Annotated in this window: 14 protein-coding genes; 5 read left to right on the top strand and 9 right to left on the bottom strand. The window is 66.0% G+C overall.

Annotated elements, in window-relative coordinates:
- Position 1: 1 nt before the first annotated feature.
- Genes NF699_16870 through NF699_16860 form a run of 3 tightly spaced genes read right to left on the bottom strand, consistent with a single transcriptional unit; the run spans position 2 to position 4445 of the window.
- Positions 2–730 carry a methyltransferase domain-containing protein gene (locus tag NF699_16870; GenBank protein USU04689.1) on the bottom strand — a complete coding sequence of 243 codons (729 nt, stop codon included), beginning with the start codon at positions 728–730 and terminating at the stop codon, positions 2–4.
- Positions 727–1854: a peptide chain release factor 2 gene (gene prfB, locus NF699_16865; GenBank protein USU04688.1), complete on the bottom strand. Its 1128-nt coding sequence runs from the start codon at positions 1852–1854 to the stop codon at positions 727–729. The genes NF699_16870 and prfB overlap by 4 nt, the downstream gene beginning before the upstream one ends.
- Positions 1855–1910: 56 nt before the next feature.
- Complete coding sequence (locus NF699_16860; GenBank protein ID USU04687.1) at positions 1911–4445, bottom strand: transglycosylase domain-containing protein; 2535 nt, start codon at positions 4443–4445, stop codon at positions 1911–1913.
- Between the two features lie 171 nt (positions 4446–4616).
- Between NF699_16860 and NF699_16855 the strand changes: the two genes are divergently transcribed.
- From NF699_16855 to NF699_16840, 4 genes are all read left to right on the top strand, one after another.
- Entirely contained in the window at positions 4617–5969 is a 1353-nt protein-coding gene (locus NF699_16855) for a M48 family metalloprotease (protein ID USU04686.1), read from the top strand.
- A complete protein-coding gene (locus tag NF699_16850) occupies positions 5966–6679 on the top strand; it encodes a thioredoxin domain-containing protein (protein ID USU04685.1) in 714 nt (237 codons plus the stop codon). The genes NF699_16855 and NF699_16850 overlap by 4 nt, the downstream gene beginning before the upstream one ends.
- Before the next feature lie 228 nt (positions 6680–6907).
- The gene (locus NF699_16845; protein USU04684.1) at positions 6908–7837 is read left to right on the top strand and encodes an ABC transporter ATP-binding protein; all 930 of its coding nucleotides are present in this window, start codon (positions 6908–6910) and stop codon (positions 7835–7837) included.
- Positions 7834–8595, top strand: a complete 762-nt coding sequence (locus tag NF699_16840) for an ABC transporter permease (protein USU04683.1) — start codon at positions 7834–7836, stop codon at positions 8593–8595. Before NF699_16845 ends, NF699_16840 begins: the two co-directional genes overlap by 4 nt.
- On the opposite strand, the gene NF699_16835 is transcribed toward NF699_16840, so the two are convergent.
- The 5 genes from NF699_16835 to NF699_16815 all read right to left on the bottom strand — a co-directional run bounded on the left by NF699_16835 (position 8567) and on the right by NF699_16815 (position 13744).
- The gene (locus NF699_16835; protein ID USU04682.1) at positions 8567–9301 is read right to left on the bottom strand and encodes a CPBP family intramembrane metalloprotease; all 735 of its coding nucleotides are present in this window, start codon (positions 9299–9301) and stop codon (positions 8567–8569) included. The two genes, NF699_16840 and NF699_16835, sit on opposite strands and share 29 nt — an antisense overlap.
- A gap of 265 nt (positions 9302–9566) precedes the next feature.
- Positions 9567–10541, bottom strand: coding sequence for a class II fructose-bisphosphatase (glpX, locus tag NF699_16830; protein ID USU04681.1), 975 nt, complete (start codon positions 10539–10541; stop codon positions 9567–9569).
- Positions 10542–10624: 83 nt separating this feature from the next.
- Positions 10625–12061: a carbohydrate porin gene (locus NF699_16825; protein USU04680.1), complete on the bottom strand. Its 1437-nt coding sequence runs from the start codon at positions 12059–12061 to the stop codon at positions 10625–10627.
- A gap of 208 nt (positions 12062–12269) precedes the next feature.
- Positions 12270–13082, bottom strand: coding sequence for a 2,3,4,5-tetrahydropyridine-2,6-dicarboxylate N-succinyltransferase (dapD, locus tag NF699_16820; protein ID USU04679.1), 813 nt, complete (start codon positions 13080–13082; stop codon positions 12270–12272).
- Positions 13079–13744 carry a pyrimidine 5'-nucleotidase gene (locus NF699_16815; GenBank protein ID USU04678.1) on the bottom strand — a complete coding sequence of 222 codons (666 nt, stop codon included), beginning with the start codon at positions 13742–13744 and terminating at the stop codon, positions 13079–13081. Before NF699_16815 ends, dapD begins: the two co-directional genes overlap by 4 nt.
- 95 nt (positions 13745–13839) lie before the next feature.
- On the opposite strand from NF699_16815, the gene NF699_16810 reads away from it, so the two are divergent.
- Positions 13840–14838 carry an LLM class flavin-dependent oxidoreductase gene (locus NF699_16810; protein USU04677.1) on the top strand — a complete coding sequence of 333 codons (999 nt, stop codon included), beginning with the start codon at positions 13840–13842 and terminating at the stop codon, positions 14836–14838.
- Here NF699_16810 and NF699_16805 read toward each other — a convergent pair.
- Positions 14798–15478, bottom strand: coding sequence for an HPP family protein (locus tag NF699_16805; protein ID USU04676.1), 681 nt, complete (start codon positions 15476–15478; stop codon positions 14798–14800). The genes NF699_16810 and NF699_16805 overlap by 41 nt on opposite strands.
- Positions 15479–15510 lie beyond the last annotated feature (32 nt).

The raw sequence follows: 15510 nt of genomic DNA, 5'->3' as shown, positions 1-15510 counted from the left end.
GTCAGCGCAACACGCATCCCTTGATCGCTTCCGGCTTCGGCCGGGGCCCGACCGCACGGAAGGTCGCCATATAGCCGCCGGCGGACGGCATCTCGCTGGTGGCGACCTGACGATAGCCCACCGCCGCGAACTCGCATCGCAGCAGCGCCGGCGGCGTACCGTGGTTCTGGGTCTGGCGATTGGCGTCGACGACTACCACCAGCCCGTCCGGCTTCAACGATGGCCGCAGCCGCCACAGGAATTCATATGGCTGCTCGATCTCGTGATACATATGCACCATCAGCACCCGGTCGAAACTCGCGGCCGGCAGCCTGGGATCGGCCGGTGCGCCGAGGCGGACCGACACATTTTCTAGATCCTCGCGCGCCACACGCTCCGCCAGCGTGTCGCGGACACTGGCGACGATGTCCTCCGCAAGCACCCGGCCTTCCGCGCCAACGCGCTGCGCCAGCCTGATCGTATAATAGCCTTCGCCCGCACCGATATCGGCGACCGTCATGCCCTTGGCGATACCCGCCTTGTCCATCACTTCGCCGGCCTCGTTCAGCCGATCGCGCGCCTCTTCGTTCGACCAGCGCGACGAGACGATGTGCGCGACCGGGCGATCGGCGGCGGGAAACTTTTCGGCCTTTTCCGCGCGCTTGATCAGCGGCTTGGACCCGTCGCATCCCGTCAGGACAAGCGACAGCCCGCCCAGCACCGCCACGGCCAAGGTCCGACGCAGGATCAATCGACGTCCTCCACCTCGACCTTCTCGCCGGTCACGCGCTGCGACAGGGCCGCCGCCATGAACGGGTCGAGATCGCCGTCGAGCACGTCGCTCGGCGCGGTCGAGGTCGTGCCGGTGCGCAGGTCCTTCACCAGCTGGTACGGCTGGAGCACGTAGCTGCGGATCTGATGCCCCCAGCCGATATCGGTCTTGGTCGCATTCTCGGCATTTGCCGCCTGCTCGCGGATCTGCAACTCGCGCTCGTACAGACGCGCGCGGAGCTGGTTGTACGCCTCCGCCTTGTTCTTGTGCTGCGAACGCTGGTTCTGGCACTGCACGACGATACCCGTCGGGATGTGCGTGATGCGCACCGCCGAATCGGTCGTGTTGATGTGCTGCCCGCCGGCGCCGGAAGCCCGGTAGGTATCGATACGCAGGTCGCTCTCGTTATACTCGACCTGAATGTCGTCATCGATCACCGGATAGACCCACACGCTCGAAAAGCTCGTGTGCCGCCGCGCCGCGCTGTCGTATGGGCTGATGCGGACCAGCCGATGCACGCCGCTTTCGGTCTTGGCATAGCCATAGGCGTTCTCGCCCTTGATCAGCAGCGTCGCCGACTTGATCCCGGCCTGTTCGCCGGCGTGATAGTCGACCAGCTCGACCTTCATGCCGCGGCGTTCGGCCCAACGCGTATACATCCGCTGGAGCATGCCCGCCCAATCCTGGCTCTCGGTGCCGCCGGCGCCCGAGTTGATCTCGACATAGGTGTCGTTGGCGTCCGCCTCGCCCGCCAGCAGCGCCTGGATCTTGTCGTGGTCGGCCCGCTTCGCCAGCGCAGCGAGCGCCTCGACGCCCTCCAACTCCATGGCGGTGTCACCCTCGGCCTCGGCCATCTCGATCAGTTCGACCGTATCGTCCATCTCGGACTGGATCGCTCGCGTCGCGGTCACGGCCTCGTCCAGCCGGCGACGTTCGCGCATCACCTCCTGCGCGGCCTTGGGATCGTTCCACAACGCCTGATCCTCGACGCGGGCGTTCAGCTCGTCGAGACGGCGCAGCGCACGATCCCAGTCGAGGAACCGACGCAGCAGCGCCAGTGCCTCCTTGATGCTGTCGACGTGGGATTGCGCTTCGGCGCGCATGGAAACTCTCCGGAAAAATCAGGTTGGACGGGGAAGCGCCTATATAGGACGCGGCGCTAGTAGATTCCGCCTTCCCTTTGCAAGAAATCGCTGTCGCGCGGCGCCTCGGCCCGCTTCGGCGCCGCCGTGGCAACCGCAGCCGGCGCAGGGCCGCCACGGCGGATTGCCCGACGCGGTTCGCTCTGCGGCTTGAACGCTTCCCAGATCACACCCGCCTTCGGATCGGTATCGGTCGGAAAGGTGCCATACACCGGGCGCCCGCTGCCGCGATCGATGCGGACCATACGGATGCCGGCGGGCGCACGGAACGGCAGCTTCTCCAGCCCCTCATATGCTTTGATCGCGAACTGCTTGAAGATCGGTGCCGCGAAGGTCCCGCCCTGTGCATAACCGCCGAGGTTGGTCGGCGTATCGTAGCCGACGTACAGCCCGCCGACGAACTGCGGCGTGCCGCCGACGAACCACACGTCGGTCGGCCCCGTTGTCGTACCGGTCTTGCCGAACATAGGCCGGTCGAGATCGCGCAGCACGACCGCGGTACCGCGCTGGATCACGCCTTCCGTGATATGCACCATCTGATAGGCGGTCATCGCATCGATCACCTGTCGCGTGCGATCGGCCGGTCGCGGCATCTGTTTGCCGTTCCATTCCTTAGCGTTGCAGCCGTCGCAGGCGCGCCAGTTCTCCGGCAGGATCACCTTGCCGTGCCGGTCCTGTACGAAATCGATCAGCGTCGGACTGTGCGCCCGTCCATTGTTGGCGAGGGTCGCATAGGCATTGACCATGCGCGTCACCGTGGTGACGCCCGCCCCGAGCGCATTGGCGAGATACGGCTGATAGTCGCCAACGCCCATCCGCTTCATCGTATCGACGACCCTGGGCATACCCGTAGTCGCCGCGGCGCGCACGGTCATCAGGTTGCGCGACTGTTCGATGCCCCAACGCATCGTATGCGGCCCGGCGGCGCGCATGTTGCCGAAGTTGCGGAAGCACTTCTGCCCCAGTCGCGCACCCTGGTAGACGCAGAAGGGGCCGTCGATGATGATCGAAGCGGGGGTCATGCCGTTTTCGAGCGCGGCGGAATAGACGATCGGCTTGATCGTCGATCCGGGCTGACGCAGCGCCTGCGTCGCGCGGTTGAACGCTTGCAAACGGCTGTCGAACCCACCCTGCATCGCCAGCACGCGGCCCGTTGCCGGCTCCTCGACGACGAAGCCGCCGGACACCTTCGGCACCGATCGCAGCGCGAATTCGTCGCCCTCCCCTGATTCCTGGCTTGGCGCGACCGCGATGATGTCGCCCGGCTCGATCGCGGCGAAGCTGGTGCCGCCCTTGCCACGCACCGGCATCTGCGCCGCCCAGCGCGGCAGCGAGCCGGTCTTGCCGTCGGCGAAACCGATGCTCCACGCATTGCCGTCGCGCGCGATCGCAATCGCAGCCCGCCAATTGCCGTAGTCGAGCCCGATGTTGGTATTGAGCAATGGCTGCAACCACGACCCGTCCTCACGCAGTTCGACATGGCGCAATGGCCCGGACCAGCCGCGCCCTCGGTCGTAGCGCAACAGCCCGTCGCGCAGCGCCTCCGCCGCCAGATCCTGCAACCGCGTGTCGAGCGAGGTCCGCACCCACAGACCGCCGGCGTAGACGCTGTACGGCCCGTCCCGGTCGGTCTCGCCGAACTTGTCGATCAACTGCCGCCGGACCTCTTCGACGAAATAGCCGCCGACACGCTCATACTTGGGCGTCCGGCGCAGGATCGTGCCGAGCGGCTCGCCCATCGCCTGCGTATATTGCGCGCGGCTGATGAACGCGTTGCGCAGCATCTCCCCCAGCACGTAATTGCGCCGCGTCATCGCACGATCGGCGTTGCGCACGGGATCGTAGTTGGAGGGACCTTTGGGCAGGATCGCCAGATAGGCGAGCTGCGCCAGCGTCAGCTCGTCGAGTTCCTTGTCGAAATATGCATGACTCGCCGCCTCGACACCGAACGCGTTTCGTCCCAGCGCAATCTGGTTGAGATACAGCTCCAGGATCTGCGGCTTGGTCAACGCATCCTCGATCTTATAGGCGAGGATAGCCTCCTTAAGCTTACGCGTCGGCGAATATTCATTGCCAATCAACAGGTTCTTCGCGACCTGCTGGGTGATCGTCGATCCGCCCTTGGCGCGCCGGCCGCTGCCGAACTTCTGCACGTAATCGATCACCGCACCGGCAAGGCCCGGGTAATCGACCCCGTGATGCTCGAAGAACGTCTTGTCTTCCGCCGCGAGGAAAGCGCGAACCAGCATCGGTGGATATTCGGCGAAGCTCAGCTCTACCCGCCGCTCGCGCGCATAGGACTGGATCGGCGTGCCATCGATGCCGCGCACGTTGGTCGGCAGCGGCGGTTCATAGGTGCGCAGCTGATCGACCGACGGCAGACCGCGCAGGATCGTCACCCACAAAACGCCATAAGCGATCAGGCCGATACCCGCGAGGATCGCAAGCCCCTTGACCCACCAGCGTGCCCACAGGCGGCGCGTCAGTCCGCGCACGCCGCCCTTGTCGCGGAACACGGTGAATCGGGTGATGCGGGGAGTTTCGGACGCCATGATACTGGAAATGGCGTGTAGCAGGTTCGCGGATGGTTGCCAGCCTTGCCCGCTCACCCGCCGTTCACCGCGGCGAACTACATCCCGTCGCATGCACGCCCGTTTACCCGTGACCTTACCCGCCCCGGTGCCTATGCTTCACCTCGTGCCCACCCTCAGCGGTCCTGCCCTATGAAGCGCTTCGCCCTAGCCGCCGCGACGGCCACGCTGTTGTTTGCTCAGCCGACCTACGCCCAGTCGATCTTGCGCGATGCCGAGACGGAGGCGATGTTCGCCGATATGTCGGTGCCGCTGGTAAAAGCCGCCGGCCTCAGTCCACGCGACGTCAAGGTCGTCCTCATCAACGATGAATCGATCAACGCCTTCGTTGCCGGCGGCCAGACCGTCTACGTCCACTCGGGCCTGTTGCAGGCAGCGGCCAACGCCAATCAGGTGCAGGGCGTGATCGCGCACGAACTCGGCCATATCGCCGACGGCCACGTCGTGCTGGCGGACGCGGGCATCAAGCCGGCGATGAACATCACCCTGTTGTCGATGGTCTTGGGCCTCGCCGCGATCGCTGCGGGCGCGGGCGAGGCCGGCGCCGGGATCATGGCGTTGGGCCAGTCCGCCGGCATGGGCAAATACCTGTCGTTCAGCCGTACCCAGGAATCCGCCGCCGACGCCGCCGGCGCGCGCTACCTCACCACCGCCGGGATCACCGGCAAGGGCATGCTGTCGTTCTTCAAGACGTTGCAGCAGCAGGAATATCGCTACGGGGTCGAGAATATCGATCCGTTCATGCAGACGCATCCGCTATCGGGCGACCGCATCGCGCACCTGACAGCCGATCTTCAGGCTTCGCCCGCATGGAGCAAGCCATCGGACCCGGCGCTGGAAGAGCGCTTTCGCCGGGTGAAGGCGAAGCTGGAGGGCTATGTCATGTCGCCCGACCGTACGCTGCGCGACTTTCCGGTAACCGACACCAGTATCTACGCTCGGTATGCCCGCGCTTACGCCTTTCACAAGGCCGGCTATCCGGACAAGGCGGACGCCGAATCGCTGGCGCTGGTCAGGGCCGATCCGAACGATCCCTATTTTCAGGAAATCCGTGGCCAGATCCTGCTCGAGGCCGGCCGCCCGGCCGATGCGATCGCACCGCTGCGGGCGGCGACCGAGGGCACGCGCAACAATTCGCTGATCGCCACCACCTTCGGCCATGCGTTGATCGCGACCGAGGACAAGGCGAACTACCCCGAGGCGATCAAGGTGCTGCGCGTCGCCACCGGGCGGGACGACGAGAATCCATTCGCCTGGTATCAACTAGGCACCGCCTACGAACTGACCGGCGACACCGCCCGCGCCGCGCTCGCCACCGCCGAACGTGCCAGCATGAACGGCGATCATCGTACCGCCGCACAAAGCGCGCGCTACGCGCTCGCCAATATTCCCGCCAACACGTCCGACTGGATCCGCGCGCAGGACATTGCCATGGCCGCGCAGAACGACATGGACGACAACCCTAAGAAGTACAAAAAACGGTGAAACGCTATACTTTACCGCTGATCGCCGGGCTCGGCGCGGTGATCGGCGCGGGCGCCGTCTTCAGCTACGATCGCTTTGCCGCGCCCGGTGGCGCCGATCAGGCGCGGATCGAACGCGTCGTTCACGATTACGTACTCGCGCACCCGGAGCTCATCCCGCAAGCGATGCAGAAGTTGCAGGATCAGCAATCGGGTCAGGCCGTCGCCGCCAACCGCGACGCGATCACGACGCCGTTCGGCAGCGCATGGGCTGGAAATCCAAAGGGCGATGTTACGCTGGTCGAATATTTCGACTATAATTGCGGCTATTGCCGTGCGGCGCTGCCGCTGATCGCCGACCTCATCAAGCGCGATCCCAAGCTGCGCGTCGTCTACCGCGATCTGCCGATCCTGTCGGACGAAAGCCGCATCGCCGCCCGCGCCAGCCTGGCGGCGGCGCAGCAGGGCAAGTTCCTCGGCTTCCACGATGCCCTGTATGCGGGCGGGCCGGTGAGCGAGGCGTCGATCAAGGCTGCGGCGGCGAAGGCAAGCGTATCGCTGGCGGCGATCGATGTCGGTGCGGTGGATGCGGAAATCGCGAAGAATATGCAGACCGCGGCGAAGCTGGGGATGAACGGCACGCCGAGCTGGGTCGTCGGCAACCGGATATTGTCGGGCGCACTACCGATCGAGGAGATCGAAAAAGCGATCGCCGCGGCACGCGCCGGGTAATCTGGTCTATAAAGCCTTCCCCCGCCAGGGGGGAGGTGGCGCCGCGAAGCGGTCACGGAGGGGGAGGCAAGCGACGAACCCATTGCAGAGGGCGTCGCCTACCTCCTCCTCCACCATTCGGCTGACGCCGAACGGTCCCCCTCCCGCTCGCGGGGGTGGAATGAGAGTTACGGCCCACTAGCACTCCCCCATCCCGCCCCCTATCTCCGCGGCCACAGGGGGACCCCAATGCCAGAACCGATCCTCGCCGTCGCCGGCGTGTCCAAGACGTATAAGGGCGGCTTCACTGCGCTGCACAGCGTCGACCTGACGATCAACAAGGGCGAGATCTTCGCGCTGCTCGGCCCCAACGGTGCCGGCAAGACCACGCTCATCAGCATCATCTGCGGGATCGTCACCCCGTCGACCGGCACGATCACCGTCGCCGGTCACGACGCGCTCACCGACTACAAGGCCGCACGAAGCCGCATCGGACTGGTGCCGCAGGAACTGTCGGTCGACATGTTCGAAACCGTTCTCGCCACCGTCACCTTTTCCCGCCGGCTGTTCGGCCGCTCGGGCCACAGCGCCTATATCGAACAGGTGCTGCGTGACCTCTCGCTCTGGGACAAGCGCGATTCCAGGATCATGGAGCTGTCCGGCGGGATGAAGCGCCGCGTGCTGATCGCCAAGGCGCTGGCGCACGAACCCGAAATCCTGTTCCTCGACGAACCCACCGCCGGTGTCGACGTCGCCTTGCGCCGCGACATGTGGAAACTGGTCCATGGCCTGCGCGAACGCGGCACCACGATCATCCTGACGACGCATTATATCGAGGAAGCCGAAGAGATGGCCGACCGCGTCGGCGTCATCAACCAGGGCAAGTTGCTGCTGGTCGAGGAAAAGGCGGCGTTGATGAAAAAACTCGGTAAGCGCGAACTCGACCTCGCTCTGGTCGATCCGCTCGACGCAGTGCCGCCCGGCCTCGAACGCTGGCAGCTCAGCCTCGTCAACGATGGCAGGACGCTGCGCTACATCTTCGATGCGACCGAAGAGCATACCGGCATCCCCTCGCTGCTGCGCGAACTGGCCGATCGCCACATCGGCTTCAAGGACCTCGAGACCTCCAAATCGAGCCTAGAGGACATCTTCGTCGATCTGGTGGAGACACGCGCATGAACCTGCATGGCATCTGGGCGATCTATCGCTTCGAAATGGCGCGTTCGCTGCGCACCCTGTGGCAGAGCCTTGTCGGGCCGGTGTTGACGACCAGCCTGTATTTCATCGTCTTCGGCGGGGCGATCGGCAGCCGGATGCAGACGGTGGACGGCATCGCCTATGGGAGCTTCATCGTTCCCGGCCTCATCATGCTGTCGCTGCTGACCCAGAGCGTCGGCAATGCCTCGATCGGCATCTACTTCCCCAAATTCACCGGCACGATCTTCGAACTGCTCTCCGCGCCGATCTCGTCGATGGAGATGGTGCTGGGCTATGTCGGTGCGGCGGCGACGAAATCGGTGGTGTTGGGTTTTATCATCCTTGCGACCTCGTCGTTCTTCGTGCCGATCACGGTCCTGCATCCCGGCGCGATGATCGCGTTCCTGCTGTTGACCGCGGTGGCGTTCAGCCTGTTCGGCTTCATCCTCGGCATCTGGGCGAAGAGCTTCGAGCAATTGAACTTCGTGCCGATGCTGCTCATCACCCCGCTGACGTTCCTGGGCGGCAGTTTCTATTCGATCGACATGTTGCCCCCGGCGTGGCGGACGGTCAGCCTGTTCAACCCGGTCGTCTATCTGGTCAGCGGGTTCCGCTGGAGCTTCTTCGGCAAGGGCGACGTCGACATCGCGGTCAGCCTGGGGGTGACGCTCGGATTCCTGGTGGCGTGCCTCGCGGTGATCGCGTGGATCTTCAAGAGCGGCTGGCGGCTGAAGAACTGAGCTGCCGCCGCCAGCGTGCGGACAGCGCCGGTCTCAGCACCAGCGCGTTGAGGTCGACCAGCGCATGCACCGCGATCGGCAGCCACAGGGCGCCGCTGCCCATGTAGAGCGCCATGAGCAGCCCGCCGCCGATCGTGTTGGCGGCGACACCGGCCCAGCCCTGATAGCGGTGCATCGCCGCGAAGCAGAGCGTGCCGACGATCACCCCCGCGGTTCCCGATCCGCTGGCCATGGCGACGATCAGCGGCAGCCACAGCCGATAGAACAACTCTTCCGCCACCCCCGCCGACACCGCCAGCACCGCGGCCGGCCACAGGTCGGCATCGCTCGCCGGCATGATCGATCGCACGTCGCCCGCGGTCCATGGCGCTCGCCCACGACGCGCCCGCCACCATGTCAGTACCAGCCCGAGCAGGCTGCCCGCGCCCAGTCCGACCAGCACGAGCGCGATACCGATCGAGCCGGGCGGCACCCCCACATACCAGGCCAACGGCAGGAATTCCGGCGGCAGGTGCGCAAGGCCGGCGAGCCGCACCGTCGCGAGCAGGCCGACCAGCGCTGGCAGGCCGTAGCCAAGCCATAGGGCCGACGCCCCGCGCAGATGACGCGATGCCAGGCGCAGGCGGAGGGGCGCGAACATGCCGCCACGCCGCAGCAACGCAGCCTGATACGCCAGGGTCAGCGTGAGGAGGATGAAGACGAGCATCGCTCACCCATAACGGGACGGTCAGGAAACCGGGAATTCGCCGCCCGAAGGCAGGCACTCGCCCGCTCCATGCAATCCGTCACCCCGGACGTGCCCGGGCTCCACCGTGCGGCAACGGAAAGGCTTGAGGCTCAGGCACTCCCCCAAGCGGCGCAGTGGACCCCGGAACACGTCCGTGGTGACAGAGAGTAAAGAACAACACCGGGTTCGTCATTGCGGGCGAGGCGAAGCAACGACGGTAAGCCCGTCGGGCCGCATCATCCCGTCACGCAGTACGATGCTCGCCCTTTACCCAGCGCACGGTGCCCGTCGAGGCGCGCATCACGACGCTCTCGGTCGTCATCTTGCCCTTGCGACGCTTGACGCCTTCCAGCAGCGAACCGTCGGTGACGCCGGTTGCGGCGAAGATGCAGTCGCCCTTGGCTAGCTCCTCGAGATCGTATTGCTTGTCGAGGTCTTCGATCCCCCACTTCCGCGCACGGCCGCGTTCGTCGTCGTTGCGGAACAGCAGGCGACCCTTGAACTGGCCGCCGACGCAGCGCAGCGCGGCGCAGGCCAGCACGCCTTCGGGAGCGCCGCCGGAGCCCATGTAGACGTCGATCGTGGTGTCCGGATCGGCGGTCGCGATGACGCCAGCCACATCACCGTCGCCGATCAGCATCACGCCGCAACCGATGCCGCGCAATTCGGCGATCAGCGCCTCGTGCCGCGGCCGATCGAGGACGCAGGCGATGATATCGCTCGGCTTGACGCCCTTCGCGGCGGCGATCGCGTTCACGTTCTCGGTCGGCGTCTTGTCGAGGTCGATGATCCCGGCAGGCAGGTTCGGCCCGACCGCGATCTTGTCCATGTAGACGTCTGGAGCATTGAGCAGACCGCCCTTTTCCGAGATCGCCAGCACGGCGAGGCTGTTCGGGCCTGCCTTGGCGCAGATCGTCGTGCCTTCCAGCGGATCGAGCGCGATGTCGATCGCCGGTCCCTTGCCCGTGCCGACCTTTTCGCCGATGAACAGCATCGGCGCCTCATCGCGCTCGCCCTCGCCGATGACCACCGTCCCGTCCATGTCGAGCTCGTTCAGCGCCTCGCGCATCGCCTCGACCGCTGCGGCATCGGCCGCCTTCTCGTCGCCACGCCCGGTCAGCGTCGACGCGGCGATCGCCGCCGCCTCGGTCACGCGCACCATTTCGAGGACGAGAACGCGGTCGAGAACTTGGCTCGAATTGGGGCTGGCGTCGGGCATGCTGTTCCCTTTGTTTAACGTGTATAACAAGTCGATACGCCCGTGCGTCGGGCTTGTCGAGCATGGAAGCGGTCGCCGCCGATCTACAGGGTGATCGCTGCCTTCATACCCAGCACACCGACGTCGTCCGCCTGCCGTATCCCGCCGGGATGACGGATGTATTGCAGGTTGGGCCGCAGTTCGAGCCAGTCGGCGGGATGGATGCTGTAATACACCTCTGCCGCATATTCGGCGTGTCGCACCGCGGTTCCCGGCACCAGCCGGTCCGTGCGCGCCGCGCGCCCGTTCACGTTGGTGCGCGCCAAACCGAATCCGAGCACGTCACCCGGCACCGCCGGCACCAGTCCCTTGTACAACAGCCCCAGCGACACCTGATTGTCCGTGACCGAAGTCGCGCGATCGGCCTGCGTCACATTGGCGAACATCGACAGCCCGGTCAGCGACTTGCCGTCCTTCGACGTGCCGGTCAGCTGCTGCTGCATCGTCGCATAGACGCCGTAGCGGCTCGATCGTCGAAGTGGCGACAGCCCGGTGACGATGCTCGCGTTGCGGTTACGGTCCAACAGCACGTCGTCGCCATCCGCGGTGCCGATCCAGCCGCCGACCTTGTACGACCCGACGTTGCCGCCGCGCTCCCCGGTATTGCCGCCCCGTGTCCAGCCGATCTCGACCGGGATCAGCACGCCCGTCGCGCCCGTGAATCGCGCAATGAAGAAGCTGTTGTCGAGGTTGCGCGGATTGATCTCGTACACCCCGCCCTGCACGTACAGGTCCCGGGGCAAGGAGACGCGGACACGCGCGCCCCACTGCCCTACCGGCCAGTTCTGCCAGTGATCGCCGACCAGATTGCCCGGCTGTGCGCCGCAGAAGCTGAGGTTCATGAAATGGCAGGAAAAGACCGCGAAATCCTCGCCCGGGTTGGTACGGCCGAGCTTGATCTCGACCGCGGGCCCGATGCGCTGTTCGTACCAGAGCTGCGTCACGCGCACCGTCTGCCCGCGCCCGTAGACCTCCTGCACCTGCTGGAGCGATTCGATGCCAGCATCGCTGGTCAGATTACGCCCGCGCCGCCACGTCACGGTCGCCTGAAGCGCACCGCCGGTCAGCCCGATCAGCCTGTCGAGATCGAACAACACGCCCGCATCGAACTGCCCCGTTTCGCGAAACAGCTTCCGGTCGCCACCTGCAAAATTATAGCCGCTTTCCGAGGCGTAGCGCGCGGTGACGCCGATGCCGCGCTCACCCAGCCGCGTCCGGATCGTCTGCCAGTCACCGATCAGGCCGGGCGGCGGCGAACTCTGCGTGTCACCGATCAACGCGGACGGCGACGTATCGCGCACACGGCTGATCGGTGTCGCGGGACGCCGACGGGTATCGCCCGGACTGCTGTCCGGCGCCGCCTCTGCAGCATCCGGAGCGGGCGGCGAAGCACCGACATCCACCTGTTGCGCCTGGGCCGCACCGCTGAGCAGCAGGGAAACGAAGCTGGCCGTGGCGGCGCGCAAGGGAGAAAACGTCATCGAAACCTGTCGAGAAATCCGCACGGCGACGCACCGCCGAAGCCGACAACGGATCGATCCGGCTTTGGTTCGCCGATCGGAGCGTTCGCGGGAACGTGTGGCGGATGCGTCACGCTCTACGTCAGCCGACCTTCCCCACCCGTCCGCAATCCGGCGTTCGCCGGGATGACGGAAGACGGGTCGAGGCTGGAGGGCAAGTGCTATTCGGTCAATCCCGCAGCAATTCGTTGATGCTGGTCTTGCTCCGCGTCTGAGCATCGACGCGCTTCACGATCACCGCGCAATACAGCCCGGGCTTGCCGTCGCCGCCACCCATCGAGCCTGGCACGACGACCGCATAGGGCGGCACCTCGCCCTTGAACACTTCGCCGGTGGCGCGATCGACGATCTTGGTCGAAGCGCCGAGATAGACACCCATCGACAGCACGGCCCCCTCGCCTACGCGGACGCCCTCGGCGACCTCCGCCCGCGCGCCGATGAAGGCGCCATCGCCGATGATGACCGGGTCCGCCTGCAACGGCTCCAGCACGCCGCCGATGCCCGCACCGCCCGACAGATGGACGTTCTTGCCGATCTGGGCACACGACCCCACCGTCGCCCAGGTATCGACCATCGTGCCCTCACCGACATAGGCGCCGATGTTGACGAAGCTGGGCATCAGGATCGCGCCCTTGCCGATGAAGGCGCCGCGGCGGACGACGGAGCCGGGCACCGCGCGGAAGCCCGCGGCACGGAACGCGCTCTCGTCCCAATCGGCGAATTTCAGCGGCACCTTGTCAAAATGCCCGGTCGGCATGACGACATTGTCGTTAAGACGGAAGCTGAGCAGCACCGCCTTCTTCAGCCATTGGTTGACCCGCCAGCCGCCTTCACCGTCCGGCTCGGCGACGCGCGCCTCGCCCGCGTCGAGCGAGGCGAGCGCCGCCTCGACCGCGTCGCGAACCTCGCCACCGGTATCGAAGCCCAGATTCGCGCGATCCTCCCACGCAGAGTCGATGACGGTCGCCAGATGCTGGCTCATGATGCCTCCATGATATGCTGCAGCCACGGCGCTAGGTCGTGGACGGTGTAGTCGATATGATCGCGGCGCGGCTCAGGCCCTTGTTCGGACCCGTTGTCGACCCAGATCGTGGTCATGCCGATCGCCTTCGCCGGTGTTAGATTACGCGCCATATCCTCGAAGAAAGCGGCCCGGGTCGGATCGATGCCGAACGCTGCGCACAGACCCGCATAGGCCGACGGGTGCGGCTTGGGGACGAGGTTCATCGCATGGATGTCGTGCACGGCCTCGAAACTCTCGCCCAGACCCAGCCGGTCGAGCACCTTCAGCGCATAGGGCTTGTCGCCGTTGGTAAAGACCAGCTTGCGACCGGGCAGTTGCGCGATCACGGCGGCGAGCGGCGCGTCCTGCTCCAGCACATCCATCTCGACATCGTGCACCTCGGCGAGGAATTCGTGCGGATCGACGCCATGATCCGCCATCAGCCCGGTCAGCGTCGTGCCGTGGCGATGGAAGTATTCTTTCTGGACATCACGAGCCTCTTGCTCGGGCAGGCCGAGGCGGCGCGCGACATAGGCGGTCATCCGGGCGTCGATGCGCGCAAACAAATTCGCGCGCGCCGGATAGAGCGTGTTGTCCAGATCGAAGATCCAGGTGTCGATAGAGGCGAGGCTGGCAAGCATGTCGGGCGCGTCTAGGCGGCGGCAACGGCAGGCACAAGCCGCCGGTCGATGCCCGCCGGATTGCGGGAACGCGGCTCCGCCCCCATCTTCCGGGTATGACACGTTATTCCCTGCTCGATCTGGTGCCGGTCGTCGAAGGCGGCACCGTGACGCAATCGCTGGCCAATGCCGCCGACCTCGCGCGGCACGCCGAAACGCTCGGTTTTCAGCGATATTGGGTCGCCGAACATCATGGCATGCGCGGCATCGCCAGTGCTGCGACCGCTGTCGTGATCGCGCATGTCGCCGCCGCGACCAACCGTATCCGTGTCGGGGCGGGCGGGATCATGCTGCCCAATCATGCGCCGCTGGTCATCGCCGAACAGTTCGGCACGCTCGATGCGCTTTTCCCCGGCCGGATCGACCTGGGCCTCGGCCGCGCGCCGGGATCGGACCAGCGCGTCGCCCGCGCGCTGCGACGGACGTTGGAAAGCGATGCCAATGCCTTCCCGCAGGACGTGATGGAGCTGCAGAGTTATTTCGCGGACGACGGGCGAACCGGCATCGCCGCTACGCCGGGTGCCGGCGCGAACGTGCCGCTATGGATTTTAGGGTCGAGCACCTTCGGCGCGCAGCTCGCCGCTGCGCTAGGCCTGCCCTATGCCTTCGCCTCACACTTCGCCCCCGATGCACTGGACAGTGCGCTGGCGATCTATCGCCGCGATTTCCGCCCCTCCGCGCAACTTGCCAAGCCACATGCCATGGCCGGCTTCAACGTCTTCGCCGCCGATACCGATGAGGAAGCGGAGCTGCTCGCCAGTTCGCAGCAGCAGTCGTTCGTCGCGCTGCGTACCGGTAATCCGCGCCAGATGCCGCCACCGGTCGCCGGCTATCGGGCCAGTCTGGGCGCGCAAGGCGCCGCGATCCTCGACCATGTGCTGCAATGCTCTGCGGTCGGTTCGCCCGAAACGGTCGCGCGCCAGACCGCCGCTTTCATAGAACGCACCGGGGTGGACGAAGTGATGGTCGCCAGCGCGATCTACGACCACGATGCCCGCAAGCGCAGTCTGGCGATCACCGCGGAGGTGATGAGCGGCCTGACCGTCCCCGCCTGATCGCCGCGTGTCGCGCGGCGGCGGCGAGCAGCGCATCGAGATCTTCGCGCGCGATGTCGAAGGTGTCGTGCATCTCGGCCAGTGCGGCATCCACGTCCTCGGTCAGAAACGCGGGCGATGGCACGGCAGTCGCCGGGCGATGCGGATAGCTGTGCCGCGAGATGCGGTGGAACAGCACGCCCGCGATCACCAGCAAAACCGAATTCACTGCGACCGGCGACAGTGCGAAATGCCAGTCCGCCGGCGTGCCGGCCATGTGGAGCAGCACCACGCTCAACGCCACGGCACCGCCCGGCGGATGCAGGCATCGTAGCAGCGACATGAGGACGATCGCGCCGCCGACCGCAACCGGTGCGGCTATGATCGGCTGATGCGTGACCACCGTGACCAGCAGGGCGAAGGCGGCGGACAGACCGTTGCCGCCGATCACCGCCCATGGCTGTGCGAGCGGACTGGCGGGCACCGCGAACACCAGCACCGCGCTGGCCCCGATCGGAGCCATCAACTGCGGCACGGGCCAGCCGCCCGCGAGCAGGCTCGTGATGAGCCCGGTCAGCAGGATGCCGAACGCCGCACCGACGCCCGCAAGCAGCCGGTCGTTCCATGCAGCACCGGACAGGATCGGACGAAAGATACGCATGATCAGCGCGTTAGCGTCTCTGTCGCGCCCCG

Source organism: Sphingomonadaceae bacterium OTU29LAMAA1, assembly GCA_024072375.1.
Classification (GTDB): domain Bacteria; phylum Pseudomonadota; class Alphaproteobacteria; order Sphingomonadales; family Sphingomonadaceae; genus Sphingomonas.
This window is presented reverse-complemented; position numbering and strand designations above follow the sequence as displayed.

Bases quoted from the DNA above. Each gene is read 5' to 3' on its own strand.
- prfB (USU04688.1), bottom strand. From the start codon at position 1,854: ATGCGCGCCGAAGCGCAATCCCACGTCGACAGCATCAAGGAGGCACTG.
- NF699_16860 (USU04687.1), bottom strand. From the start codon at position 4,445: ATGGCGTCCGAAACTCCCCGCATCACCCGATTCACCGTGTTCCGCGAC.
- NF699_16855 (USU04686.1), top strand. From the start codon at position 4,617: ATGAAGCGCTTCGCCCTAGCCGCCGCGACGGCCACGCTGTTGTTTGCT.
- NF699_16845 (USU04684.1), top strand. From the start codon at position 6,908: ATGCCAGAACCGATCCTCGCCGTCGCCGGCGTGTCCAAGACGTATAAG.
- NF699_16840 (USU04683.1), top strand. From the start codon at position 7,834: ATGAACCTGCATGGCATCTGGGCGATCTATCGCTTCGAAATGGCGCGT.
- NF699_16835 (USU04682.1), bottom strand. From the start codon at position 9,301: ATGCTCGTCTTCATCCTCCTCACGCTGACCCTGGCGTATCAGGCTGCG.
- glpX (USU04681.1), bottom strand. From the start codon at position 10,541: ATGCCCGACGCCAGCCCCAATTCGAGCCAAGTTCTCGACCGCGTTCTC.
- NF699_16825 (USU04680.1), bottom strand. From the start codon at position 12,061: ATGACGTTTTCTCCCTTGCGCGCCGCCACGGCCAGCTTCGTTTCCCTG.
- dapD (USU04679.1), bottom strand. From the start codon at position 13,082: ATGAGCCAGCATCTGGCGACCGTCATCGACTCTGCGTGGGAGGATCGC.
- NF699_16815 (USU04678.1), bottom strand. From the start codon at position 13,744: ATGCTTGCCAGCCTCGCCTCTATCGACACCTGGATCTTCGATCTGGAC.
- NF699_16810 (USU04677.1), top strand. From the start codon at position 13,840: ATGACACGTTATTCCCTGCTCGATCTGGTGCCGGTCGTCGAAGGCGGC.
- NF699_16805 (USU04676.1), bottom strand. From the start codon at position 15,478: ATGCGTATCTTTCGTCCGATCCTGTCCGGTGCTGCATGGAACGACCGG.